This is a genomic window from Paraburkholderia sp. A1RI_3L, from assembly GCF_048957895.1.
In the GTDB taxonomy this organism is placed as follows: domain Bacteria; phylum Pseudomonadota; class Gammaproteobacteria; order Burkholderiales; family Burkholderiaceae; genus Paraburkholderia; species Paraburkholderia kururiensis.
Genome location: NZ_JARCHA010000001.1, coordinates 678,277 through 702,908, shown reverse-complemented (window position 1 = coordinate 702,908; position 24,632 = coordinate 678,277). Strand labels below are relative to the sequence as shown.

Below are 24,632 nucleotides of genomic sequence, written 5' to 3'. Positions count from 1 at the left end.
TTTTCCCAGATCTTTCCCGTGTCCGATCAATCACCCGATTTCGCCGCCTTGCCTGCCGCGCATCGCAATCTTCCTGCCGCCGCGCGTAATCGGGCTCGCATTGCGACCATGGCACTGTTTTTCATTGCCGGGATGATGTACGCGTCCTGGGGCGTCCACGTGCCGACCGTGCGCGACCGCTTTCATCTGGACCCGGCGCATCTGTCGTATGCGCTTTTTGCCGTGGCGGGCGGATCGATCGCCGCGATGGCGACCAACGCGTCGTGGATCGCGCGCGTCGGCACGCGGCGCGCCTGTCTTGCGGGCGGTCTCGCCATGGCCGTGTGCGGCGCGCTCATTCTCGTCGTGCCGACGTATTGGCTGTTGCTGCCGGTGCTCGCGGGATTCGGCGTGGGCATGGCAACGCTCGACGTCGCCATGAACGCCGAAGCCAGTGCCGTGGAAAAGACGATGGGCCGGCCCATCATGTCGTCGCTGCACGGCATGTTCAGCGTGGGCGGCATGGCAGGCGCCGCCGTGGGCGGCGCGCTGCTCGCGCACGGCATGGCGCCGGCGCTGCACCTCGCGCTCGCCTCAGCGATCGTGACGCTCGTGCTGATTGCCGCGTGTCCCGCGGTGCTGCCTCACGTGCCGCACGCCGAGCATCCCGATTCGGCGACGCCGCGCGCGAACCGCTGGCGTTCGCCGGCGCTGTGGATGCTCGGCGCAATCGCCCTGATCGCGCTCGTTGCCGAAGGCGCCATGTACGACTGGGCCACGGTCTACATGCGGGACGTCGTGGTGTCGAGCCCGGCCGTCGCAAGCGCGGCGTATGCGGCGTTCTCGGGCGGCATGGCGGCGGCGCGCTTCGCCGGCGATGCCGTGCGCGCCCGCTTCGGCGCACCGCAACTCGTGATGGCGAGCGCCTCGCTCGCCTGTGTCGGAATGGTCGGTGCGCTGCTGCTGCCTTATCCGGTCACGGCGATGACAGGCTTCACGCTCATGGGCCTCGGTCTCGCGAACATGATGCCTGTCCTGTTCGCGGCGTCGACACGGGTGAATGGCATCCATGCGGCGGAGGGTCTCGCACACGTCGCCGGACTCGCCTATTTCGGTTTGCTGCTGGGGCCGGTGGTAATTGGCGGGGTCGCGCAGATCACGAACCTTTCGATCGGGCTTTCCGTGGTGGCGCTATGCGCGGCGCTCGTGGCCGCCGTCGCGCCGCGGGTTCTGCGGCGGCTCAAGGTGTGAGCGGCGGCGCGTTTTTCTTCACGCGCTTTTCTTCACGCCGTTTTTCTCACGCCGCTTTTCCCCCGCTTGTAGCCGACGATTCAGCGCAGGCGGGACGTCCCGTTGACGCGCCGGCGGGCTATGCCGAGCGCATCGCGCGTTACGTTACATCGGCCCACCTCGCACCGATGTTCCGCCCCACACGACGGTGCGCCTCTTTTGCCTGCGCTTCGTTTCAAACCGCGTGGGGCTTGATTTTGCTGGACCTGTGCGCTCGCGGCGATCGGCCGCTCCAGATGGCATAGCGCTTGCAGTCTGTCTCCCGCGAATTCCGATACGGGGGGCAAAAAAATGAATCAGACGTTCAAACTGACGGCGATCGCGTTGTGCGTGTCGTCGATGGTCGCACTGACAGGCTGCGGCACCACACTCGATACGCCCGCGAAGCCGGCGATTTCCGGCAGCACCGGCGCGGGAGGCGGGGCGGGACTGGGAGGCGGGGCAAGCGGTGGATCAGGGTCGGGCTCGGGCGGAGGGAGTGGTACGCCGACTCCGACTCCGACTCCGACTCCGACTCCAACTCCAACTCCGACGCCAACGCCAACGCCAACGCCAACTCCGACGCCAACACCAACACCAACACCAACACCAACGACCAACAACCTCCTCGGCCAGGTCGTCAAAGCCGCCAGCAACGTAGTGACGTCGACCGGTCAAGCCGTGTCGACGATTGGCAACCAGATCGGCCTCACGCCCATTCCCGGCGCCGGCTCAGGCACGACCGGCGCGCTCGGCAACGCGGTATCGAACCTGGGCAACGGCGTCACGGCGGTGGGTCAGGGTGTGGGCAACGGTCTCGGCCAGCTCGGCAACTCGACCGATCCGCTCGGCACCTCGCTCGCGAGCAGCGGCAACCTGATCTATGACGTCGGCCAGGCCGTCAACAGCACGGGCCAACTGGTCAACAGTCTGGGCACGGAGCCTGCGGCACCGCTGAGTCCGCTCACGACGCCGCTCGGCGGCGCCGTCTCGCAAGTCGGCAACGCGGTGAGCAGTGTCGGCACGCAGTTGGGTACCACCGTGGCGGGCGGTCCGGTTCAGCAGGTCACGCAGTCTGTGAGCACGATCATCACGCCGATCACGACCGCACTCGGCCAAACGACCCAGGCAGTAGGCGACACCACAGGTCTGGGCGCCCCGCTTTATGGCTTGCTCGCGACGCTCGGTCACGGGCTCGACAGCGCCGGCACGCAGGTCGGGAGTGCGACCAGCAATCCCGTGGGTCCGAGCCTCGGCAACGTGCTGACCAAGACCGGCGACACGGTAACGACAGCAGGCACGCTCTTCACCGCCGGCGGCACGACAGGCAGCAATCCGCTTGCGCCCATCACGGATCTCGTAAGCTCTCTCACCGGCGCCCTGCCGGGCGGAACAGGTGGAACGGGTGGAACAGGCGGAACCGGCAGCGGCAACCCGCTCGCACCGATCACCTCGCTCGTCTCGTCGCTGACGGGTGCGCTCGGCGCGCCGCTCAACATCAGCGCGGGTGTGGGAGGTGGCGTCACGGTCACAAGGCCAGGCAGCGGCTCGGGAAGCTCGGGCGGGTCGTCCGGCAGCGGTGTGTCGATTGGCGGCGGCGCAGGTGCCGGCGCGACGGGCAGCGGCAATCTCCTCGCGCCGGTCACGAGCCTCGTGGGCGCACTCACGGGTGCGCTCACGGGTGCGCTCGGCGGCGCAACCTCGGGCGTCGGCTCGGGCGCGCCCGCTGCCGTGCCCGCTCTCGCAGCGAAAAAATAACGACGGCAGCCAAAGCGTCAGGGAGGAAAGCGGACCGGGCAACCGGTCCGCTTTTTCATTTCCGCGCTCGTTTTGACGTCTGGGCGCGGGCCGCCCGCCTCAAAGCTCGTGATAAGTGCCGTACGCGCTCGCGAAGTCGTTGTGGCACAGGAAGTTGGTGAACGTCATGGTCACGGACACGTCGAGCCCTTCCACGTAATGCCACCATCCGATCGGCAGAAACAGCAGCTCGCCAGGCCCGAGCGTGCACTCCACCACCTGCGCGTTCTTCATCGCCGGAAAGCGTTCGGTATCGATCGCACTGCCGTCCACCTGCGAGAAGCAGTGGAAATGGTTGTACATGAACGGCGTATCGGCGAGCGGCACCAGACGGACAAGCTTGCGGCCCATCACCTGGGCCATGAAATTGTTGGTGAGGTCGTGGTGGAACGGCGTCTTCGTGCCGGCCGGGCCGAACCAGAAGAAGCCTTTGTCCGGCGAGCTTGCATCGAGGTAGGTGTCGATGGGCGGAACGTCGTCCCACAGCGTCGCGAGCGCCGCGCGGTTGCGCGACGTGTTGTTCGCCGTCATGTAGAAATCGTTGGTGGCGCCGCTTTGCTCCACGAGATCCACGTAGTCGCGAAAGCGCATGAGCCGCTTGTGCTTCGGCTGGTTGATCTCGTAGTTCTCATCCGATTCGCGGCCGAACTGCACTTCCACCTCGGCGTCGCCGCAACGCGTGCGGAAATAGTCGTAGCCCCATTTGCGAAGCGCGGGCCACGCGTCCAGCATGCCGTCGATCAGCACAGGCCGGTTCTGGCAGTAATACGACTCGAAGAATTCGTCGCGCGAGAGCCGTTCGCGTCGCTCTACTGCTGTTGCGCTCACACCGGCGTCGGCTGCGCCCGCGTTCGTCTGCGGCGCGGCACGCATGCGCGCGAGCGTGCGATACACCGAGAGCATCCAGTCACGCTTGCGCAAACGATTACGAAGCCGCGCGCCGCCCTGCAGATACGGGCTCGCAAGCGCCGCGTCCACTTCGTGCGTGGCGTCCGCCGGCGCGAAGCCATGCGACGCGAGCGCCACAGCAAGCGTTTCCGGCGGCACGTCGAGCAACAGGTTTTCGGCAATCCAGCGGCGCCAGTCGTCATCGAACGAACGGCTCATGGCCCTCTCCTCCAGCTTGTTATCGATGCATCCGCCTCGCGTGCAAGCCACCAAAACAAAAGGCACGCGTGCATGATGCACGCGTGCCTCGTTCAGCCTGTCGTTGTCGACATGAACCGCACCGGTGAGCGCGAAGCGCCACCCGGTGCAGCCCGCGACATTACATCTTCACGACGTCGAGCAGGGTCTTCTTGCCGCCCTTGTAGTTGTACAGCGAGATCACGCCGTGCTTGAGGTCGCCCTTCGAGTCGAACGTGGTTTCGCCAATCACGCCCTTGTAGTCGGTGCTCGGCATGGCGGCGAGGATCTTCGCCGGGTCCGTCGAGTTCGCGCGCTTCATTGCGTCGACGATGATGTACACCGCGTCATACGTGAACGGAGCGTAGATCTGGATCGGCTGGCCGAAGCGCTTCTGATACTTCGCCTGGAACGCTGCGCCGCCTGCCATCTTCTCGAGCGCCATACCGGCTTCCGAGCACACGACGTTGTCGGTTGCGTCGCCAGCCAGGTCCGACAGCTTGTCGGTACACACGCCGTCACCCGCGAGCACCTTCGCGCGCAGGCCCAGCTGCTTCGCCTGCTTGGCGAACGGGCCGCCGGTGGCGTCCATGCCGCCGTACATGATCGCGTCCGGGTTCTCACCCTTGATCTTCGTCAGAATCGCGCGGAAGTCCACGGCCTTGTCGTTCGTCGCGTCGTGCGACACGACCTTCAGGCCCAGTGCCTTCGCGGTCTTCTCGAATTCGTTCGCCAGACCCTGGCCATAAGCCGTGGAGTCGTCGACGATCGCGACGCTCTTCACCTTCAGGCCCTTCGCGGCATAGTTCGCGAGTGCCGGGCCTTGCTGAGCGTCCGTAGCCACCACGCGGTACGTGGTCTTGAAGCCTTGCTGCGTGTAGGCGGGGTTCGTTGCCGACGGCGAGATCTGGACGATGCCCGCGTCGCTATAGATCTTCGATGCCGGGATCGAGGTACCCGAGTTCAGGTGACCGACCACCGCCACGACCTTGTCGTCGACGAGCTTCTGGGCAACCTGGGTAGCCGTACGCGGGTCAGCCGCGTCGTCCTGGGCGTCGAGTTCCAGCGTGACCTTCTGGCCGCCGATCGTCAGACCCTTGGCATTGATTTCTTCGACCGCGAGACGCGCGCCGTTCTCGTTGTCTTTCCCGAGGTGAGCAATGCCGCCCGTCAGCGGAGCGACGTGACCGATCTTCACGACCTGGTCAGCTGCCGCGGTCGTTGCGATCGACGCAAACAGCATGGCGGCCGCGCTGATCGGCAACAGCTTTTGAATCTTGATGTTCATGTAAGTCTCCAGTTTCGGTCCCAAATTACGTAATCGCCCTGTGCCCCGCTCCCTTCACGTGTCGCTCTATTGGGGACGACCACGCAGGATGCATCGTTCATGCACCTGGCTAGCATGACATTCGCCGGTTTGTGACAGGCGGCCAATCATACTTGCGCGCAAGTGTAGGCGATCAAATTAATTTAGGGGATTTTTTTGGGTAAGTGGTGACACTACCAATAGCGTTTGTCCTGTCAACCGAACCGCGAGATGCGATGTAAGCACTGCAGTGCCTGTAAAACGGCCACCCATGCGGCTCTGCGGATACCCCGGCCTGGCCATGCGAGCAGGGCTTCGCAAAGGTTTGCGCAAGGCTGGCTCAATGTGCGTGTCCGCCAATGTGACGTTTTGTCCATCCGCACTAAAGTGATGGCGGTTAATAACCGTTAATGGTTCGAATAAGCATCGTAAGCGTGCTGCCGCCGATCACCCAACCATCGCCCACCGGCCAAGACCGCCACGTGCAGCAGGACGTATCTTGAGACACGCTGCGCGGCTTGCTGCAGCGCCGTCCACCCCTATGGCAAACTGACTCTCCATATTGACTTCCTGGTTCGATTCGCCGCGTCGCGCCCAGCCGTGCCTTGCAAGGCCTCGCCAGGCTTTGCAGCGCTTTCGGTGTGCGGCGGGAAGCATCGCGGCGTCTCGCTCCGTTACCGTCTTGAAGGAGAACGCTGTGAGCATTACGTCCCGCTGGATCGACATCCCCACCGGCAATGAAAGCTTCGAAGGCTACCTGGCGCTGCCGAAGACGGGCAAGGGCCCGGGCATCGTCATCGTTCAGGAAATCTTTGGCGTCAACGGCCATATTCGCGACGTCGCCGAACAATACGCGCAGGACGGCTACGTCGCGCTCGCCCCGGACATTTTCTGGCGTACGCAGCCGCGTGTGGAACTGGCCTACGTGGGCGCGGACCGCGACCGCGGCATCGAACTGCTGCAAAAGACCAACGTCGATCTCGCCGTCGCCGACATCGGCGCAGCCGCGACCGCGTTGCGCGCCATGCCCGAGGTGACGGGCAAGGTGGCCGCCATCGGCTACTGCTTCGGCGGACGCCTCGCTTATCTCGCCGCTGCCCAGGGCACGCTGGATGCCGCGGTGTCGTACTACGGCGGCGGCATCCAGAACCGCCTGGAAGAAGCGCCGAACATCAAGGTGCCCATGCTGTTCCACTATGCCGAGCACGATCACTCCATTCCGCTCGAGGCCGTGGGGCAGGTGAAGGAGCGCTTCACGGGTCGCGACAACGTGGAGTTCCACCTGTACCCCGGCGCCGAGCACGGCTTCAACTGCACGGAGCGCGCGTCGTACAACCAGCACGCCGCAGCGCTCGCGCATGGCCGCACGCTGACGTTCCTCGGCGAGCGCATGTAAGCGCCTTCCACGCCATCACCCCTGCACGCGAGAAACCGATCGATGGAGTCCGACTACCTTGCCCACGATGCAATCGGCCTTGCCGATCTCGTGAAGCGTCGCGAAGTCAGCGCGCGCGAACTGCTGGACGCGGCGATCTCGCGTGTGGAAGCGGTGAATACGGCCATCAACGCGATCGTGCTCAAAGACTACGAGACGGCCCGCAAGCGCGCGCTCAGCAACGGTGATGGCACACAGGGCCTCGCCGAAGGGCCGCTCGCGGGCGTGCCTTTTCTGGTCAAGGATCTGGGCGCGCCGGTAGCGGGCCTGCCGATGTCGATGGGCAGCCGTCACTATCGCTACTTCGTGCCCACGCAAGACGCGCCGGTGGTCGCGCGCTTTCGCCAGGCGGGGCTCAACATTTTCGCGAAGACGAGTACTTCTGAACTCGGGCAAATGCCTTATACGGAGCCCGAACTGTTTGGTCCGTGCCGCAATCCGTGGAACCTCGATCACACGCCGGGCGGATCGAGCGGCGGTGCCGCGGCGGCCGTGGCAGCCGGCGTCGTGCCGGTTGCGCATGCATCCGATGGCGGCGGCTCGATCCGTATTCCCGCTTCATGCTGCGGACTCTTCGGACTGAAGCCCTCGCGTTCGCGCCAGGCACCGCGCATCGAGGCGCCGCCGCCAGGCGAGCTTGGTGTGGATCACGCCATCTCGCGCAGCGTGCGCGACAGCGCCCTGCTGCTCGACCTTGTGACCGGCAACCCCGCACTGCCGCCCGGCGCACCCGGCACGCTGCTCGCGGCCACGCGCGAGCCGTGCAAGCCGCTGCATATCGCGCTGATCTCGCATCCCATGCTCGCGCCGTCGCTCTCCGCCGATGCGCGCGCTGCGCTGGACGACGCCGCCAGGCTCGTCGAATCGCTCGGTCATCATGTCGATCCCGTTGAACCCGACATCGACTTCGCCTCTGTCGCTCACGCGTTTCTGATGCTGTGGTCCGTGGTCGCCGACGAATTCGTGCTGCACGCGGATCGCCTCTCGGGCCGCAAGCCCCGCCGCACCGACTTCGAAATTGCGACATGGGCGATGGCACACGTAGGCCGCAAGCTCGGTGAAGGCGCGCTGCCGGGCGCGCTCGAAACACAGCGCCGCGTGAGCGCAAAGGTGGCGGATCTCTTCACGCGCTACGACGTGATTCTGTGCGCGACGCTCGCGTCAGCGCCCATCAAGATCGGCGAGATGCGACCCACGCAGATGGAGCGCATCCAGATGCGCGCGGTCACGGCCATGCCCGTCGAGCCGCTCATGAAACGCCTGCTCGCCGAAGCATCGGCCAAGGCATTCGCGTGGGCGGGCTGCACCGAGTTGTTCAATCTCACCGGTCAGCCGGCGATGTCGGTGCCGCTTTACTGGAACGCGCGTGGTCTGCCCATCGGGGTGCAATTCGCCGCGCGGGAAGGCGACGACGCCACGCTGTTCCGGCTCGCCGCGCAACTCGAAGCGGCGCGGCCCTGGTTCGATCGCCGGCCGCCGTTGATGCACGCGCGCAGCTGAACGTGTGCGTGCGAAGCGGCAGCGCGCCGACTCGCGCTCATAGCTGACGACGCCCGGTCACGCCGGCTTGCGCCGCGCGTCGAGATCGGCATGACGCTGTGCGGGCACGCAGGCCACCGCAACAATGGACACCGCGAGGCCACCCATCACATACCACGTGGGCGCAAGCGGCGAATCGAATGTCTGGATCAACCACGTCACGATGAACGGGCCGAAGCCGCCGAACAACATCACGGCAAAGTTGTAGGCAAGCGAGAGACTGGTGGAGCGCACGTTAGCGGGAAACAGCTCGGCAATCAGCGCGCCGAATGGTCCGTAGTAGCCGGAGAGCGTGATCGAAAGCAGCGTCTGCACGAGCACCAGCTTCGACACAGTAGGCGCCGCGGCAAGCCACGAGAAGAGCGGATACATCAATACGAACGTGACGACGAGCGACCACAGCGAGAGCCCCTTGCGGCCGATGCGGTCGGACCACGCGCCCATCACGGGCGAGAGCGCCATGAGCACGATGTTGCCCGCAATCACCGCGTGGAACGACTCCGCGTACGAGAGCTTCAGCTCGCGCACCGCGAAGGTGGGCAGGTAACTGATGAGCACATAAACCGTCACCGTAAGCGCGATGACGGCGCCGAGTCCGCACAGCACGTCGCGGCTGTGGCTCGCGAAGACCTCGCGCAAGGTGGCACGCCGCGCGGTCTGCTTCGCGTGAAGGAATGCTTCGGAGTCCGCGAGGTGTCGGCGAATGTAGAAACCGATAGGGCCGATCAAAAGCCCAAGGATGAACGGCACGCGCCAGCCCCATGCTTTAAGCGCCTCGGGCGGCAGGCCGTGCGCGATCGTCGCGCCTACGAGGGCACCCAGCAGCAACGCGCCGGCCTGGCTCGCCATCTGCCAGCTGCCGTAGAGACCACGTTTCGAGAACGGTGCGGCTTCGATCAGCAACGCAGTCGAACTGCCGAACTCACCGCCCGCCGAGAAGCCTTGCAGCATGCGGCCCACCACGATCATGAGCGGCGCGCCCACGCCGATGGCCGAATACGGCGGTGCGATGGCGAGCAGCAGGATGCCGAGCGTCATGAGCAGAATCACGAGCGAGAGGGCGGCCTTGCGGCCCGCGCGGTCGGCATAGAGACCGAGCACGATGCCGCCCACGGGGCGCATCACGAACGCGACGCCGAACGTTGCCGTGGTGAGAAGCAGCGACGCGTATTCGCTGCTGGCGGGAAAGAACAGCTGCGCGATGACGACGTTGAGAAAGCCGTACACGGTGAAGTCATACCACTCGAGCGCATTGCCGATCACGGCGGCCGCGACTGCCCGTGTGTTCAAGCTTCTCGACGCTGGTGCCATCCGGTTCTCCGGCCTTCACGAGGGGGGGTATGTCGTTATGCAGCCCTCGATAGCTGCGTACCGGCCTTCGCCGATGCCCTGCGAGTGTAAAGACCGGTCAAGGTGATTTCAAGCTGCGTTTGAAGCATCTTGCATGCCGCCGCATAAGGACGACGAGGACGACAAGGGGAGACGGCGGGACGGGACGGCGGCGATGGTGAGCGCGGCGCCCCGCATTTCAAATCGCTTCCGGCCATGCCTTGTCATGCTGCGCCGCATCGAACAGACCTCGGCGCAGCATGTGAAGCGCGCGGCGTTCAGGCCTTCTTCGTATATGCGCTGCACCAGCCCTTACCGGATACCTGCTTGCCGCCGAACATCGGACACGGCGCCCATGCATCAGTCGGCTTGCCCTGGAAGAACTGGCAGTTGTTGCACTGCTGGCCGGCCGCGTACTTCGCGTACTTGGCCTTGTCGACCTGCGCCGCGTCGTTCTTGTAGCCGAGCGCAACAGCCGTGGGATCGGATTCGGACACCTTCGGCGCGTCGGCAAACGCCTGACGGGACAACGCCAACGAAGATGCAACACCAATGCTAGTGATAAGGAAAGTACGACGGGACGATTTCATGGGGAGTCACTCCAGGTCATTGGGACAGGTAAGGCTCACCTGCTCGCCGTTCTGACGACGGCGCGTGACAAGCATAACAACGAAGCCGCCTCGCGTAATGTCCCGAATGATGGAGATAAGCAACCGTGCGTCGCAGGCGCACCGCAGATACATGCCGCAGCCGCCGGTTCAAGCGCGGCCAACCACCTCGCAGACGCGCTGGGCAATGGCCAGCGACGCGGTGAGCCCCGGCGACTCGATACCGAACAGGTTCACGAGCCCACGCACGCCGTGAGCGGCCGGGCCCTGGATCATGAAGTCCGCCGCGGGCTCGCCCGGGCCGGAGAGCTTCGGCCGAATGCCGGCGTAAGCCGGCTGCAATGCGCCGTCGGGCAGCCCTGGCCAATACGCGCGGATCTGCGCGTAGAACGACTCGGCACGGCGCGGATCGACGTCGTAGTTGATGCTGTCCACCCACTCCACGTCCGGACCGAAGCGCGCCTGTCCGCCAAGGTCCAGCGTGAGATGCACGCCCAGCCCCGCTTCGTTCGGCATGGGATAGATGAGCCGGCTGAACGGCGCCCGTCCCGAGATGCTGAAGTAGTTCCCGCGCGCGAGATAAAGCGGCGGCACCTGGCGGGCGTCGAGCCCGCGGATGCGTCGGGCCAGCCCATTCGCGTGCAGCCCCGCGCTGTTGATCACGCACGCGCAGCCAATCTCCGTGGGTTCGTTGCCGCCCACCCGCACGACGAAGCGTCCGTTGGCCGCCTCGATTTCCTGCACCGGCGCATGAAACGCGAATACGGCGCCGTCGTGCTCGGCGTCGCCTTGCAAGGCGAGCATCAGTTGATGGCTGTCCACGATGCCGGTCTGCGGGGAGAACACCGCGTCCACGCATTCGAGCGCCGGTTCGAGCGCCGTGGCCTCGGCGCCGCTGATGCGCACGAGGTCGAACACGCCGTTCTCCTTGCCGCGCGCAAGGATGCTTTCCAACTGCGGCACCTGATTGCGCGCCGTCGCCACGAGCAGCTTGCCGCAGCGCTGGTGCGGCACGCCGTGCCCCGCGCAGTAGTCGTAAAGCATTTCGCGGCCGCGCACGCACAAGGCCGCCTTGAGCGAGCCGCGCGGATAGTAGAGGCCCGCGTGAATCACTTCGCTGTTGCGCGAACTGGTGCCCACGCCGATCGCTTCGGCCGCCTCGAGCACGATCACTTCGCGGCCCCGCGCCGCAAGCGCCCGGGCTATCGCCAGCCCGACCACGCCCGCGCCGATCACCACACATTCGATCTGATCCATGTCCCACGTCCACTTGGAGGCAAGGTGCGACTGCGAGTCCCACATCATGCCTTCGTTCGTGTTTTCGTTGAGTGCTTCGCGCCGCCCTGCCGATGGCGTTCGCCGTCCGGCCGTCTCCACCGCTGGCGCCGGCATCGTCAAAATTGTACGACGGTGCCGCAGGCGCCGACGGCCCGCCAGATTCGCCTCGAAACGCGCCGACGGCCATGGCGCGGCACGCGTACGGCATCCGGGATTTCCCGAAGAAAGCCCGCCTCCCAAGGCGCTCGAGGAACATTGTGACGCCGCGCCGACGCCATCGTTGTTGAGAAAACAACAATACGCATACGATTCCCGTCATTTTCGGGAACGATCCGGCATAAGCAAGCAAAAAGCCGCCCTCGGGCGGCTTTTTTACGGTGAAGCGGGGTGTTTTTACGCAAAAACGCGATCGGACCACCATGGAGCATCACGTCCGGCGGCGGCCAATCGCTAGGCCTGAAACCCGATGGATTTGCGCCGTGAGCCGTAATCGAGCCGCACGTCCCTCGCCTGAACCTCGTGCCGACCGTCGATGCGTGCCGTGCCGAACGCGTTGAGAATGGCCCGGCGCATCTCGCGCGGCGACGCTTTCGCGAGCGCGTCGAGCGGATCGTCGCCCAGCACGGCCGGGAAGCGCTCGCCCCAACTGTGCGCGCTGCGGATTTCGTCGTAGATGGACTGCGCGATGCGCCGCGCGCCGTCGCGATCGGGCGGCGCGATCTCGTAGACGTTCATGCGGTTGAGAATCGGCTCGGGAATCGCGCGCTCGTCGTTGGCCGTCGCAATCCAGATCACGTGGCCCGCGTTGATCGGCACCTCGGCGAATTCGTCGATGAAGGTTTGCGCCGTGTCGTGCTCCAGCAGCGCGTAGAGCGCGCCCAGCGGGTCGTATTGCGAATCACCGCTCGCCTTGTCGATCTCGTCCACGGCGATCACGGGGTTGGCGTAGCTGCCGTGCACGAGCGCATCGAACACCTTGCCCGGCTTCGCGTTCTTCCACTGCGACGACGCGCCCGAAAGAATCCACCCCGCCGTGAGCGAACTCATCGCGACGTAGTGATATGACGTGCCGAGCAGCCGGGCGAGCTGCTTCGCGAAATGCGTCTTGCCGATGCCCGGGTCGCCCAGCAAGAGAATGGGCATCAGTTCGAGCCGGTCGTCCGTTTCGAGGCACAGCGCCACTTGCCGCCGCACGTCGTCGAGCGGATCGGCGAAGTTGGGCAGCGCACCGATCAGGTCGTCTATGGAAGGCATGCGGTTCGGCTTCACGCAGAAACGCAGATTGCCGATCTTGAGCATCTTTTCGTACGTGGTGCGCAGCGCGTCGTTCGCGCTCTCCCCGAGATCGTTCAGCGCGGTCTCGACATGATCCAGGTCGTAGACCTTGCTGAACGACGCCACCGCAATTTCCTGTTTGATCACCGCCGTCGTCATGTTTCACCCCGTTCTGCTTTCCGTTTTACGGCCTACGCAAGCATCGTTCCAGTTCAGTGTAGCCATGCAATATTGGCGTGCAAGCCAGCAGCCGCGCGGCTGTGCTGCTAACAGGGTCCGCGGATTGCGTACGCGCTGCGGGCAATGGTGTGTTGCTGAACCCATTCAGCCGATGCGCTGTCACACCAAGGCCCGATGCTCGATCGGTTCGTCTCGCTCGCACGGCATTCAGCCGCAGCCGCCTGCGGGCGGCCTCGTGGGGCGCTGCGCGGATCGGGCGTAAGATGGTTGATTGCGAATGGAGGCGGATTGGCGGAACAGCCAGACGTATAAAACGTCTGCGACGAACACGCAGGTCCGCGCACGGAGCCAGAAGAATCATGTGGAAAACGAGCGTCGCCGCCCTGCTGCTTGGCGCCTTACTGGGCGCCCCGCTGCTCGCGGATGCGCAGCAGGCCGTGCAATGGGAGTTGCAGGTCGTGCGCGACGGCCAGCAGATCGACACCTTCCAGGCCACTACGACGGTGGGCCAGGCGCGCACCGACACGCATCATCACGTGGTTACCCATGACGTCGGCTGCAAGCAGCAGCCGGCAGGCAGCATCGACCTCGCCCGCACGCTCACGGTCTCGCCCGTCGACGCGAATGCGAACGAAGTGACGCTCGCCATCGACGCCCAGGAAGTGCTCGAGGAAGACACCCCTCAACGCACGGCCGAAGGGTGCGCGCTGCCGCCGCAGCCGCGCCAGGTGGCGGCGAGTCATCCGGGCCTGCGCGTGCCGGCCGGGCAATGGGCGACCTGGCAAATCCTTCCGAAAGACCCGGCGCTCGAATACCGCGTGCGGGCAAGCCTCGTGAACCAGCCGTGAGAGCAACAACGAACCACACGGACACCATCGGCATGCGAAACCCCGAACACCTGCCCGGCGCGGCTCAAGGCAAGGACTTCGTCGCGGTGAGCTGGAACCTGCACAAGGGCCGCTCGCCGCTCGGCTTCACGGCGTGGCAGGCCATGCAGCGCTGGGTGCAGTCCGTTCATGCGGACGCCTACTTTCTCCAGGAAGCCATGGCGCGGCGCATGCCGCAGCCGGTGCTTTCGGCGGGATTCGGCGAACGCATGGCGGACGCCGCCGACGACGTCTGGCATTGCCAGGCCACCGAACTCGCGCAAGCGCTCGATCTCGAAATCGCGCTGGGGCCCAACGTCTTCAAACCGTCATGGCGGCACGGCAACGCAATTCTCTCGCCGCATCCGCTCGATCCCGGCGGACGCTGGGACATCTCCGCCCACCGTTTCGAGCGGCGCGGGCTGCTCGTCGCGCGGGCCACGTTTGGCGGGCACTCGGTCACGCTGCTGTGCGCGCACCTTGCGCTCACGCGCCAGGCCCGGCTGCGCCAGATGCACTGGATCGCCCACTGGATTGCACGCGAAGCGCCCGAAGGACCGCTCGTGCTGGCCGGCGACTTCAACGACTGGCGCAACGACTCGGTGCCGCTCTTCGCCGATCATGGCCTCTCCGAAGTCGCAACGCTGCTCGGCGAACCGGCGCGCACGTTCCCGGCGTTCTCACCGGCGCTCGCGCTCGACAAGATGTTCGTGCGCGGCTTGAAGCCGGTCGAGCTGATCCAGCCCGCCGCTGAAACGTCGTGGCTTTCCGATCATCTGCCGTACATCGCGAAACTGCGGCTGGACTGAGCGCAGCAGGACGCTAGAATCGGCGCTTCGCCCTAGTCGCTCTGGTTCTGCGTCCACCGGTCACGCCATGCACTACCTGCCGATCCTGCTGCAAATCGCCGTCGTCTATCTGTTCGCCGCGGCAAGCCCGGGCCCGAACTTCTTCATGATCACGCAGCTCTCGCTTGCCGGACGGCGGGGCCTCGGCGCCGCATCGGCGCTGGGTGTGGGCACGGCCTCCACGATCTGGGCGGCGCTCGCCATGCTCGGCGTAGCCGCGGTGCTGCAAAAGATCGACTGGCTTTATGGGGGCATCCGCATCGCCGGGGCGCTGTATCTCGTCTACTTCGGCATCAAGCTGGTTCGCTCCGGCGCGCGGCGCGACGATGACGTGCAGACCATGCCGTCCACCGAGATACCGCCCGCGGCCAATCGTCGCGCATATTTCCGCGCCTGGCGCACCGGCCTCGTTACGTGCCTGACGAACCCCAAGTCGTGCGTCTTCTGGACGAGCGTATTTGCAGCGATGTTCCCGCCGCATCCGCCGCTGTGGTTCTACGGCGTGGTGCTCGTGCTGATTTCGGCGCTCTCGGCCGGCTGGTATAGCAGCGTGGCCTTCATGTTCGCAGCCGAGCGCACGCAGCGCGGCTACCGGCGCCTGCGCCGCCCCGTGGATGCGCTGTGCGGCGCCGCGCTCGTCGGGCTGGGCGTGAAGCTCGCCGCAGACCGCTGAGGGCGTTGAACACGTTGGCGGGCACCGCCCAACACCTCCTCTCGCAGCAGGGTCAATGCTGCGGCGCAGGAGCGGTTTGGTATCATTTCGTGAAAATCGTCTGCCGGGCCGCGCGTCCATCCGCGCGCGAGCCATACCCCCACACCCGTCCCGCGTTCCGCCGCTGCGGCGCCCGCCCTCACGAGGCGCGGTAAAATAGCCGATTGCGCATCGTTCCCGGACCGGGTTCGCGCAGCACACACAGCCTTTGCCTGCCAGCTGGCGCCCGCCGCCGCGGCCCTTGTTTTGCACATCCTGGAACCATGAGCAATCTGACCACGCAAACCGTTCTTTCCGTCCATCACTGGACCGACACGCTCTTCACCTTCACCTGCACGCGCGACCCGGGCCTGCGTTTCGAGAACGGCCAGTTCACGATGGTGGGCCTCGAAGTCGATGGCAAGCCGCTGATCCGCGCCTACAGCATGGCGAGCGCGAACTACGAAGAGCACCTGGAATTCCTGAGCATCAAGGTTCAGGACGGCCCCCTCACTTCGCGCCTGCAACACTTGAAGGTGGGCGATTCGGTGCTGATCGGCAAGAAGCCCACCGGCACGCTCATGGCCGACAACCTGCTGCCCGGCAAGACGCTGTGGCTGCTTTCCACGGGCACGGGGCTCGCGCCGTTCATGTCGATCATCAAAGACCCTGACGTGTACGACCGCTACGAAAAGGTGGTGCTCACGCACACGTGCCGTTTCGTGGACGAGCTGGCGTACAAGGAATTCATCACCGAAGACCTGCGCAACCACGAGTACCTGGGCGACGTCGTGCGCGAAAAGCTGGTCTATTACCCGACGGTCACGCGCGAGACGTTCGAGAACCGCGGCCGCATCACCGAACTCATCGAGACGAAGAAGCTGTTCGAAGACCTGAACGTGCCGTCGTTCTCGCTGGAAAACGACCGCGTCATGCTGTGCGGCAGCCCGCACATGCTGCGCGACACGCGCGAGCTGCTGGATGGCCTCGGCTTCAAGGAAGGCAGCAACAACGACCCGGGCCACTACGTGGTGGAAAAAGCGTTCGTGGGCTGAGCCGCTTCCTGCGGTATGCAAATAGATGACGCCTTGCCGCTCGATAGCGGCGGGTGCTCGAAACCGGAGCCTTGGGCTCCGGTTTTTTTTCGTCTGGAAGAAACGCGAGTCGACACGACATAGCCGCGCTACAGAGGCGTCTGGCCGTTACAAATTCCTCACCTGTCCTTTACCTTTCATGTCGGGATTCTTCCTACAAGGATTGGGTCGACGTACCTCAGACTGTCGTATAAAAACCGCTCGCCAAGCCTTGTCTGGACTGCTTTTTACATTTTTTTAAGCTATCATCGCGGCGCAGCCAGGGCGTGCCCGGGGGTCGTCTGAACTGCACGCCGCGTTGTTACTGAATGTAAATTTCGTTACGCCCGGCCGTGGTAATTTTCTGGTTCCGCGCCGTAGCGCGACATGCATTCCGGCGCCTTCGTCAATCGACGCAAACCGTCTGGCTGAACCGCTTCCTCAAGGGAGAGTCATGGATACGTCGACCGTCATACCGATCAGCGGCAGCGCGCCCGCCCGCCCAAGGCGTGCGGCCCGCGGCACGCTGGCGGCAGACACACGTACGCCCGCCCGGACCGATCCGCCTTCGCTCGCCGTGTCCGTGGCCGCCTCCGCGCCGCTACAGCCCAGTAGCGCGTCCGAACTCGCCCGCCTGCGGGCCCGCGTGAACGCGCTCGCGGCCGAACTGGCTACCGTGGGCGAAGCCACGCGCCGCCAGCTCGCGCGCGAACTGCACGACAGTGTGGGTGCCGAACTCACGGCCACCCATTTCGCCCTCGCCAGTCTCGAAACCCGCCTTCCCAACGACGTGCCGCAAGCCGCGCTGGAAGCGCTCGCCCTCGTGCGCCGGTCGCTTGACGCAACGGGCGATGCCGTACGGCAGGCGCTCGCGGGCCTTCACGCGCCGCAGCTGGACGCCGGCATCGTGCGCGCACTGTCTCAATGGACGGGCGGCTTCGCCCAGCGCACCGGCCTTCGCACCAGCTTCGTCTGCGCCGCCGACGTGCGCCTCACGCGTCTTCCGCCGGCCTCTGCGCTGGCCGTCTTCCGGGTCGCACAGGAAGCGCTCACTAACGTGGCGCGCCACGCACACGCCACCGGCGCCGACGTCCAGATCGAAACCAGCCGCCGCTATCTCACGCTGATCGTCAGCGACGATGGCGTCGGCCTCTCCCGGCGCGCCGCCCGGCGCTGCCGCTCGGCGGCCGACCGTGACGACGACGCGGGGCTCGACGGCCATTTCGGCGTCGGCGGCATGCGGGTGCGCTGCGAAGCCTTCGGCGGCAAGCTGCAGATCGTCGCGAAGCGCCCTCGCACCGACGCCAGCGCCGGCGTCAATGCCAGCGTCGGCCGCACGGGGCACGGCACCCGCCTGCGTGCCCGCTTCGCCTGGGACGCATTGATGGGCGCTGTCCCCGCGCAAGCCGGCGCCCATCAATCGGTTGAACCGGCTCCAGCAGCCCAAGCGGTTCAGCCCGTTCGGCGAGCGAAGGTCCTGCCATGAGCCTGCGCATCCTGCTTGTGGACGATCACGCCGTGGTGCGCCAAGGCGTACGCCAGTTGCTGCTGGACCGCCGCGTGGCGCGCGAAGTGTCCGAGGCCGAAACCGGTGCGGACGCGCTCGCCGCCATCGGCAAGCAGGTCTACGACGTGATCCTGCTCGACATTTCCCTGCCCGACACGAACGGCGTCGAGGTGCTGAAACGGATCAAGCGCAAGGCGCCGCGCATGCCGGTGCTGATGTTCTCGATGTATCGCGAAGACCAGTACGCCGTGCGGGCGCTCAAGGCGGGCGCGGCAGGCTATCTCTCCAAGACCGTGGATGCCGCGCAGATGATCTCGGCCATCCAGCAGGTCGCCGCGGGCCGCAAGTACGTGAGCCCGGCGATGGCCGAAGCGCTGGCCGACTACGTCTCGTTCGACGGCGAGCAGCTTCCGCACGAAAAGCTCTCGGACCGCGAGTACCAGACGCTCTGCATGCTGGCCTCGGGCAAGCGCCTCACCGACATTGCCGAAGCCCTGTCGCTGTCGGTCAAGACGGTGAGCGTCTACCGCACGCGGCTGCTGGAAAAGATGAAGCTCAGCAACAACGCCGAACTCACGTTCTACGTGATGAGCAACCGCCTCATCGACCTGAACCCGGCAATGACGGGCTGAGGCTGCGGGACCGATTTCTCATGCCGCCGCGCCTTCATTGCGGCAATTTGCCCCAATAAGCAAAAGCCCGCTCCGCCCGCCTGCCGCGACGCGGACTTCGCGCTCTCGCCGCCCCAACATGGGGCAACTTTCACTCGATCCCATCCGGCCCGGGCGCCGCGCCCTATAAGGCGGCCTTTTCACATCGGCTAAAATTGCGGGTTTCCCCTTAGTTTCCCTTTAAGGTTTCACCGTCGTTTCCGCTCATCCGGAAACGCACTATTGGCGTACTTCCGCACCGGACGCTGGACGGTGCGGGAGGCATGGCAGGCATCACAGGAGCCCCCGGACAATGTCCCTCTTTCGCAGGAAAAACGTCGAACACATGTTGGCCAGCGCGCAAGGCGCTGGCCTCAAGAAGGCCCTCGGCGCCCTTGACCTCACGTTTCTCGGCATCGGCGCCATCATCGGCACGGGCATCTTCGTGCTGACCGGCACCGGCGCGGTCCAGGCCGGCCCCGCACTGATGGTCTCCTTCGTGATCGCCGCCATTGCCTGCTGCTTCGCCGCGCTCGCCTACGCCGAGTTCGCATCCACGATTCCCGTCGCCGGCTCCATCTACACCTATTCGTACGCGACGCTCGGCGAGCTTGCGGCCTGGGTGATCGGCTGGGACCTGATGCTCGAGTACGGGCTCGCGACCTCCGCGGTCTCGGTGGGCTGGTCCGGCTACCTGCAATCGCTGCTTTCGGGCTTCGGCATTGCGCTGCCCACGGCGCTCACCGCCGCGCCCGGCGCGGTAAAGGGCGTCACCACGCTCTTCAACCTGCCCGCCTTCCTCGTGATGATGGCGATCACCGCGCTGCTCTCTGTAGGCGTGCGCGAATCCACGCGCATCAACAACATCATGGTGGCGATCAAGGTGACCGTCGTGCTGCTCGTCATCGCGGTCGGCGTGTTCCACGTCACGCCGGCCAACTGGACGCCGTTCATGCCGAACGGCTGGCACGGCGTGTTCGGTGCCGCGGCCGTCATGTTCTTCGCGTTCATCGGCTTCGATTCCGTCTCGTCCGCGGCCGAGGAAGTGAAGAACCCGAAGCGCGACCTGCCCGTGGGCATCATCTCGTCGCTCGCCGTCTGCGCCGTGCTCTACGTGGCGGTGGCGGCGGTCGTAACGGGCATCGTGCCGTCTGCGAAGTTCGCCGACATTTCGCACCCGGTTTCGTACGCGCTGCAGGTGGTCGGTGAGACCTGGGTAGCGGGCTTCATCGATCTCGGCGCCGTGCTCGGCATGCTCACCGTGATTCTCGTGATGAGCTACGGCCAGACCCGCGTCATCTTCGCCATGTCGCGCGACGGCCTGCTGCCCGCCGCGCTCTCGCGCGTGCATCCGCGCTTTGCGACGCCGTTCCTCACCACGTGGCTCGTCGGCATCTTCTTTGGCCTGATTGGCGCGCTCGTGCCGCTCAACGTGCTGGCCGAGCTGATCAACATCGGCACGCTCGCGGCTTTTTCGATGGTCTCCATCGCCGTGCTGGTGCTGCGCAAGACGCACCCCGATCTGCCCCGCGCCTTCCGCTGCCCCGGCGTGCCGGTGGTGCCGGTGCTGGCGGTGGCGTCGTGCCTCTTCCTGATGGTGAATCTGCAGCCCGTCACGTGGACCGCGTTCCTCGTGTGGCTCGTGATCGGGATGGTGGTGTACTTCGGCTATTCGCGTCATCACTCGCGTCTTGCGCATACCACCGAAGCGCACTGACCGAAGCACACGGAGCGAGGCGCACGCAGCGCTGTCCACTCACTCCGATATCGCGCGGCCAGCCTTTGCCGCCGCGCACATCCAATGGCACACCCAACGGCACATCCCGCAACGGATGTGCCTTTTTTTGCGTCCATGCACGTGCATGTATCGGCCTTCGTGCGGCCGGCAACCCGGCTGCACGCACCGCTCAAGCGGTAAAACCCGCGCAGCACAAAGGCCGAATTTGTGCTTTACTTCCCGGGCGGCACTGAAGGCGATATCCGTAGCAACACTGCGGCAACACCGCGAGCAACACCGTAAAAGCACAAACCAGCCGGACCCCAGTCGGACCCTCTATGCAGGTGTGCCGCAGGCCACACAAGCGGCAGCCGGGCGATATGGCAGTGCAGTGAAGGTGAATGCGGGCCCAGGCAGGTCTCTACCCCCATAGGAGACAAGCGATGGCGATCAGTATCCGCCTGACGGTCAACGGCGCGCCCGTGACCGCCGAGGTCGAGCCTCATACGCTGCTGGTCCAGTTTCTACGCGACAAGCTGCGCCTGACCGGCACCCACATCGGCTGCGACACCGCTCAATGCGGCGCCTGTACCGTCCATCTGAACGGCCGCGCCGTGAAGGCGTGCAACATGCTCGCCGTGCAGGCCGAAGGCGCCGACATCACCACCATCGAAGGGCTCGCGGCCAACGGCACGCTGCATCCCATGCAGGCCGCGTTTCGCGAATGCCATGGCCTGCAGTGCGGGTTCTGCACACCGGGCATGGTGATGAGCGCGGCGGCCCTGGTTGCCCAGAATCCCGATCTCACCGAAGCCGATGTGCGCCGTCAGCTGGACGGCAACCTGTGCCGCTGCACGGGTTATCACAACATCGTGAAAGCCGTGCTGGAAGGTGCCGCCGCCATGAAGGCGGATGCGCCGCGCGCGTGAAGGAGCCCGCCATGAACGCACCCGAACAGCAACGGATGATCGGCGCCTCCGTGAAGCGCAAGGAAGACTATCGCTTCCTCACCGGCAGCGGCCAGTACACCGACGACATCGTGCTGCCGCAGCAGGCATACGCCGTATTCGTGCGCTCGCCTTACGCGCACGCCACGATCCAGAGCGTGAACACGGACGCCGCGAAGAGCATGCCCGGCGTGATCGCCGTATTCACCGGCGCGGACCTCGCCGCGGAAAACGTGGGCGGCCTGCCGTGCGGCTGGCTGATTCACAGCATCGACGGCTCGCCCATGCACGAGCCGCCGCATCCCGTGATCGCGCATACGAAGGCGCTGCACGTGGGCGACCAGGTCGCGCTCGTGATCGCGGAATCGGTGAAAGAAGCGAAGGACGCCGCCGAGACCATCGAGGTCGAGTACGACATGCTGCCCGCCGTGATCGACACGGCCCATGCGGCGGACCCGGGCCAGCCGCTCGTGCACGACGACGTGCCCGACAACACCTGCTACACGTGGGGCCACGGCGACAAGGCCGCGACGGATGCCGCGTTCGCCGGCGCCGCGCACGTCACCACGCTGGAAATCGTCAATAACCGGCTGATCCCGAACGCCATCGAGCCGCGCGCCGTCAACGCGAGCTATTCGCCGCAGGACGACAGCTACACGGTCTACGTGGCGAACCAGAACCCGCACGTCGAGCGCTTGCTGATGGCGGCGTTCGTGCTCTCACTGCCCGAATCGAAAGTGCGCGTGGTGGCGCCTGACGTGGGCGGCGGCTTCGGCTCGAAGATCTTTCTCTACGCCGAGGACGTCGCGCTCACCTGGGCCTCGAAGAAAATTCGCCGGCCCGTGAAGTGGACGGCCGAGCGCTCCGAGTCCTTTATCTCCGACGCCCACGGTCGCGACCACGTGACGAAGGCCGAACTCGCGCTGGACGCCAACGGCAAGTTCCTCGCCATGCGCGTGCACACCACGGCGAACATGGGCGCGTACCTTTCGACGTTCGCCTCCAGCGTGCCGACCATCCTCTACGCCACGCTGCTGGCGGGCCAGTACACCACGCCGGCCATCTATGCCGAAGTGAAAGCGGTGTTCACCAACACCGTGCCCGTGGACGCCTATCGCGGCGCGGGCCGCCCCGAAGCGACCTACGTGGTGGAGCGCCTTGTCGAAACCGCGGCGCACGAGATGAAGATCGATCCGGCCGAACTGCGCCGCCGCAACTTCATCCGCGCGTTCCCGTACGCCACGCCCGTCGGGCTCACCTACGACACCGGCGACTACGAAGCGTGCCTTGGCCGCGCGCTCGAACTCGCGGACGTCGCAGGCTTCGCGGCCCGCCGCGACGCGTCGAAGCAGAGTGGCAAGCTGCGCGGGCTCGGCTACTCGTGCTACATCGAGGCCTGCGGGCTCGCGCCGTCGAACATCGCGGGCGCGCTCGGTGCACGCGCCGGTCTCTTCGAGGCGGGCGAAATCCGCGTGCATCCGACGGGCTCCGTCACCGTGTTCACCGGCTCGCACAGCCACGGCCAGGGCCACGAAACGACCTTCGCGCAGGTGGTCTCCGACCGCCTCGGCGTGCCCATCGACAACATCGAGATCGTGCACGGCGACACCGGCCGCATTCCGTTCGGCATGGGCACGTACGGCTCGCGCTCCATCGCGGTGGGCGGCTCGGCCATCATGAAGGCGCTCGACAAGATCGAGGCGAAGGCGAAGAAGATCGCGGCGCACCTGCTGGAAGCGTCGGCGGAAGACATCGAGTTTCGTGACGGCGTGTTCCGCGTGAGCGGCACCGACCGCACGAAGACCTTCACCGACATCTCGCTCGCCGCCTACGTGCCGCACAACTATCCGCTCGAAACGCTGGAACCGGGTCTCGACGAAAGCGCCTTCTACGATCCGACCAACTTCACCTATCCCTCGGGCGCCTACGTCTGCGAGTTGGAAGTGGACCCGGACACGGGCGAGACGCGCATCGACCGCTTCACCGCCGTGGACGACTTCGGCAACGTCATCAACCCGATGATCGTCGAAGGCCAGGTGCATGGCGGGCTGGGCCAGGGCATCGGCCAGGCGCTGCTGGAACGCTGCGTCTACGACACCGAAACCGGCCAGCTGCTTTCCGGCTCGTACATGGACTACGCGATGCCGCGCGCCTCCGACCTGCCCTCGTTCAACGTGGAAACGGCCAAGGGCACGCCGTGCACGCACAACCCGCTCGGCGTGAAGGGCTGCGGCGAAGCGGGCGCCATCGGCTCGCCGCCGGCCATCATCAACGCGATTGTCGACGCCCTCGCGCCGCTCGGCGTGAAGGACATCCAGATGCCCGCCACGCCGCACCGCGTGTGGTCGGCGATCCGCGCGGCGCAAAGTCCGGCGACCCACAGCTGAGGGAGAAGACGACATGTACTCGTATTCGTTCGACTATCAGCGCGCTGCCGATGCGAAGGCTGCGGTCGCCGCGCTCTCCGGCAACAGCGAGGCGAAGTTCCTCGCGGGCGGCCAGAGCCTGCTGCCCACCATGCGCCTGCGGCTCGCACAGCCCGCCGCGCTCATCGACGTGACGCGCATTCCGGCGCTCAAGGAGCTTCGCGCCGACGCGAAGACCGTGACCGTCGGCGCAGCCGTGTGTCACGCGGACGTCGCCGCGAACGCGGAGATACGGCGCGTGCTGCCGGCCCTCGCGGCCCTGGCGGGCAACATCGGCGACCGCCAGGTGCGAGCGCTCGGCACCATCGGCGGATCGATTGCGAACAACGATCCCGCCGCCGACTACCCGGCCGGGCTCGTCGCGCTCGGCGCCACCGTGGTCACGGACCGCCGCCGCATCACCGCCGACGACTTCTTCCTCGGCATGTACGAAACCGCGCTCCACACCGACGAGCTGATCACCGCCGTCGAATTTCCGGTGCCCGAGCGTGCCGCCTACGAGAAGTTCTTCAACCCGGCGTCGCACTTCGCGCTGGTGGGCGTGTTCGTGGCGAAATCGGCGGGCGGGGTGCGCGTCGCGGTGACGGGCGCGGCGCCTTCGGTGTTCCGCGCCACCGACCTGGAAGCCGCGCTCGCCGCCAACTTCACGCCCAAAGCCGCACGCGCCGTGACGGTATCCGCCGACGAGCTCAACAACGACCTGCACGGCAGCGCCGAGTACCGCGCGCATCTGATTCCGGTGCTCGCCGCGCGCGCGGTCGCGCGAGCCAACGGGTAGCCGCTCGCG

At 65.8% G+C, this 24,632-nt stretch carries 20 protein-coding genes; 14 read left to right on the top strand and 6 right to left on the bottom strand.

The window, feature by feature from the left end; all coding sequences use genetic code 11:
• Window positions 1-18 precede the first annotated feature (18 nt).
• Together PXJ20_RS03355 and PXJ20_RS03350 are read left to right on the top strand one after the other, a co-directional pair.
• The gene (locus PXJ20_RS03355; protein ID WP_126878554.1) at window positions 19-1,230 is read left to right on the top strand and encodes an MFS transporter; all 1,212 of its coding nucleotides are present in this window, start codon (window positions 19-21) and stop codon (window positions 1,228-1,230) included.
• Window positions 1,231-1,560: 330 nt separating this feature from the next.
• Window positions 1,561-3,006, top strand: coding sequence for a collagen-like triple helix repeat-containing protein (locus PXJ20_RS03350; protein ID WP_421030171.1), 1,446 nt, complete (start codon window positions 1,561-1,563; stop codon window positions 3,004-3,006).
• Between the two features lie 99 nt (window positions 3,007-3,105).
• On the opposite strand, the gene PXJ20_RS03345 is transcribed toward PXJ20_RS03350, so the two are convergent.
• Window positions 3,106-4,152 (bottom strand): cupin-like domain-containing protein, encoded by a 1,047-nt coding sequence (locus PXJ20_RS03345; protein WP_421030170.1) that lies wholly within the window; start codon window positions 4,150-4,152, stop codon window positions 3,106-3,108.
• A gap of 160 nt (window positions 4,153-4,312) precedes the next feature.
• Entirely contained in the window at window positions 4,313-5,458 is a 1,146-nt protein-coding gene (locus PXJ20_RS03340; RefSeq protein WP_017772438.1) for a branched-chain amino acid ABC transporter substrate-binding protein, read from the bottom strand.
• Between the two features lie 715 nt (window positions 5,459-6,173).
• Between PXJ20_RS03340 and PXJ20_RS03335 the strand changes: the two genes are divergently transcribed.
• Both PXJ20_RS03335 and PXJ20_RS03330 read left to right on the top strand, forming a co-directional pair.
• On the top strand, window positions 6,174-6,872 hold the full coding sequence (locus PXJ20_RS03335) for a dienelactone hydrolase family protein (protein WP_277597165.1): 699 nt from the start codon (window positions 6,174-6,176) through the stop codon (window positions 6,870-6,872).
• 42 nt (window positions 6,873-6,914) lie between these two features.
• Window positions 6,915-8,411 carry an amidase gene (locus tag PXJ20_RS03330; protein WP_421030169.1) on the top strand — a complete coding sequence of 499 codons (1,497 nt, stop codon included), beginning with the start codon at window positions 6,915-6,917 and terminating at the stop codon, window positions 8,409-8,411.
• Between the two features lie 57 nt (window positions 8,412-8,468).
• On the opposite strand, the gene PXJ20_RS03325 is transcribed toward PXJ20_RS03330, so the two are convergent.
• The 4 genes from PXJ20_RS03325 to PXJ20_RS03310 form a co-directional block, all read right to left on the bottom strand.
• Entirely contained in the window at window positions 8,469-9,761 is a 1,293-nt protein-coding gene (locus PXJ20_RS03325) for an MFS transporter (RefSeq protein WP_421030168.1), read from the bottom strand.
• Between the two features lie 296 nt (window positions 9,762-10,057).
• Window positions 10,058-10,369 carry a high-potential iron-sulfur protein gene (locus PXJ20_RS03320; protein WP_026120968.1) on the bottom strand — a complete coding sequence of 104 codons (312 nt, stop codon included), beginning with the start codon at window positions 10,367-10,369 and terminating at the stop codon, window positions 10,058-10,060.
• 168 nt (window positions 10,370-10,537) lie between these two features.
• Window positions 10,538-11,644, bottom strand: coding sequence for an NAD(P)/FAD-dependent oxidoreductase (locus PXJ20_RS03315; protein ID WP_042299697.1), 1,107 nt, complete (start codon window positions 11,642-11,644; stop codon window positions 10,538-10,540).
• A gap of 471 nt (window positions 11,645-12,115) precedes the next feature.
• Window positions 12,116-13,099, bottom strand: coding sequence for an AAA family ATPase (locus PXJ20_RS03310; protein WP_421030167.1), 984 nt, complete (start codon window positions 13,097-13,099; stop codon window positions 12,116-12,118).
• A 380-nt stretch (window positions 13,100-13,479) separates the two neighbouring features.
• On the opposite strand from PXJ20_RS03310, the gene PXJ20_RS03305 reads away from it, so the two are divergent.
• The 10 genes from PXJ20_RS03305 to PXJ20_RS03260 all read left to right on the top strand — a co-directional run bounded on the left by PXJ20_RS03305 (window position 13,480) and on the right by PXJ20_RS03260 (window position 24,623).
• Entirely contained in the window at window positions 13,480-13,968 is a 489-nt protein-coding gene (locus PXJ20_RS03305; protein ID WP_017772431.1) for a hypothetical protein, read from the top strand.
• Window positions 13,969-14,000: 32 nt separating this feature from the next.
• Window positions 14,001-14,795, top strand: coding sequence for an endonuclease/exonuclease/phosphatase family protein (locus tag PXJ20_RS03300; protein WP_017772430.1), 795 nt, complete (start codon window positions 14,001-14,003; stop codon window positions 14,793-14,795).
• A 67-nt stretch (window positions 14,796-14,862) separates the two neighbouring features.
• Window positions 14,863-15,507, top strand: coding sequence for a LysE family translocator (locus PXJ20_RS03295; RefSeq protein WP_199542929.1), 645 nt, complete (start codon window positions 14,863-14,865; stop codon window positions 15,505-15,507).
• Between the two features lie 302 nt (window positions 15,508-15,809).
• Entirely contained in the window at window positions 15,810-16,580 is a 771-nt protein-coding gene (locus tag PXJ20_RS03290) for a ferredoxin--NADP reductase (protein WP_017772428.1), read from the top strand.
• Window positions 16,581-17,052: 472 nt separating this feature from the next.
• Window positions 17,053-18,084 (top strand): sensor histidine kinase, encoded by a 1,032-nt coding sequence (locus PXJ20_RS03285; protein ID WP_421030166.1) that lies wholly within the window; start codon window positions 17,053-17,055, stop codon window positions 18,082-18,084.
• Window positions 18,081-18,737, top strand: coding sequence for a response regulator transcription factor RqpR (gene rqpR / locus PXJ20_RS03280; RefSeq protein ID WP_017772426.1), 657 nt, complete (start codon window positions 18,081-18,083; stop codon window positions 18,735-18,737). The genes PXJ20_RS03285 and rqpR overlap by 4 nt, the downstream gene beginning before the upstream one ends.
• Window positions 18,738-19,068: 331 nt before the next feature.
• A complete protein-coding gene (locus PXJ20_RS03275) occupies window positions 19,069-20,472 on the top strand; it encodes an amino acid permease (protein WP_026120965.1) in 1,404 nt (467 codons plus the stop codon).
• A 443-nt stretch (window positions 20,473-20,915) separates the two neighbouring features.
• Window positions 20,916-21,401: a (2Fe-2S)-binding protein gene (locus PXJ20_RS03270; protein WP_017772424.1), complete on the top strand. Its 486-nt coding sequence runs from the start codon at window positions 20,916-20,918 to the stop codon at window positions 21,399-21,401.
• 11 nt (window positions 21,402-21,412) lie between these two features.
• On the top strand, window positions 21,413-23,806 hold the full coding sequence (locus PXJ20_RS03265; protein WP_421030165.1) for a xanthine dehydrogenase family protein molybdopterin-binding subunit: 2,394 nt from the start codon (window positions 21,413-21,415) through the stop codon (window positions 23,804-23,806).
• Window positions 23,807-23,819: 13 nt separating this feature from the next.
• Window positions 23,820-24,623, top strand: a complete 804-nt coding sequence (locus PXJ20_RS03260; protein WP_421030164.1) for an FAD binding domain-containing protein — start codon at window positions 23,820-23,822, stop codon at window positions 24,621-24,623.
• Window positions 24,624-24,632 lie beyond the last annotated feature (9 nt).

Excerpts from the sequence above, each read along its gene's own strand:
- PXJ20_RS03350 (WP_421030171.1), top strand. The coding sequence starts at position 1,561 with ATGAATCAGACGTTCAAACTGACGGCGATCGCGTTGTGCGTGTCGTCG.
- PXJ20_RS03345 (WP_421030170.1), bottom strand. The coding sequence starts at position 4,152 with ATGAGCCGTTCGTTCGATGACGACTGGCGCCGCTGGATTGCCGAAAAC.
- PXJ20_RS03340 (WP_017772438.1), bottom strand. The coding sequence starts at position 5,458 with ATGAACATCAAGATTCAAAAGCTGTTGCCGATCAGCGCGGCCGCCATG.
- PXJ20_RS03330 (WP_421030169.1), top strand. The coding sequence starts at position 6,915 with ATGGAGTCCGACTACCTTGCCCACGATGCAATCGGCCTTGCCGATCTC.
- PXJ20_RS03325 (WP_421030168.1), bottom strand. The coding sequence starts at position 9,761 with ATGGCACCAGCGTCGAGAAGCTTGAACACACGGGCAGTCGCGGCCGCC.
- PXJ20_RS03320 (WP_026120968.1), bottom strand. The coding sequence starts at position 10,369 with ATGAAATCGTCCCGTCGTACTTTCCTTATCACTAGCATTGGTGTTGCA.
- PXJ20_RS03315 (WP_042299697.1), bottom strand. The coding sequence starts at position 11,644 with ATGGATCAGATCGAATGTGTGGTGATCGGCGCGGGCGTGGTCGGGCTG.
- PXJ20_RS03310 (WP_421030167.1), bottom strand. The coding sequence starts at position 13,099 with ATGACGACGGCGGTGATCAAACAGGAAATTGCGGTGGCGTCGTTCAGC.
- PXJ20_RS03305 (WP_017772431.1), top strand. The coding sequence starts at position 13,480 with ATGTGGAAAACGAGCGTCGCCGCCCTGCTGCTTGGCGCCTTACTGGGC.
- PXJ20_RS03300 (WP_017772430.1), top strand. The coding sequence starts at position 14,001 with ATGCGAAACCCCGAACACCTGCCCGGCGCGGCTCAAGGCAAGGACTTC.
- PXJ20_RS03295 (WP_199542929.1), top strand. The coding sequence starts at position 14,863 with ATGCACTACCTGCCGATCCTGCTGCAAATCGCCGTCGTCTATCTGTTC.
- PXJ20_RS03290 (WP_017772428.1), top strand. The coding sequence starts at position 15,810 with ATGAGCAATCTGACCACGCAAACCGTTCTTTCCGTCCATCACTGGACC.
- PXJ20_RS03285 (WP_421030166.1), top strand. The coding sequence starts at position 17,053 with ATGGATACGTCGACCGTCATACCGATCAGCGGCAGCGCGCCCGCCCGC.
- rqpR (WP_017772426.1), top strand. The coding sequence starts at position 18,081 with ATGAGCCTGCGCATCCTGCTTGTGGACGATCACGCCGTGGTGCGCCAA.
- PXJ20_RS03275 (WP_026120965.1), top strand. The coding sequence starts at position 19,069 with ATGTCCCTCTTTCGCAGGAAAAACGTCGAACACATGTTGGCCAGCGCG.
- PXJ20_RS03270 (WP_017772424.1), top strand. The coding sequence starts at position 20,916 with ATGGCGATCAGTATCCGCCTGACGGTCAACGGCGCGCCCGTGACCGCC.
- PXJ20_RS03265 (WP_421030165.1), top strand. The coding sequence starts at position 21,413 with ATGAACGCACCCGAACAGCAACGGATGATCGGCGCCTCCGTGAAGCGC.
- PXJ20_RS03260 (WP_421030164.1), top strand. The coding sequence starts at position 23,820 with ATGTACTCGTATTCGTTCGACTATCAGCGCGCTGCCGATGCGAAGGCT.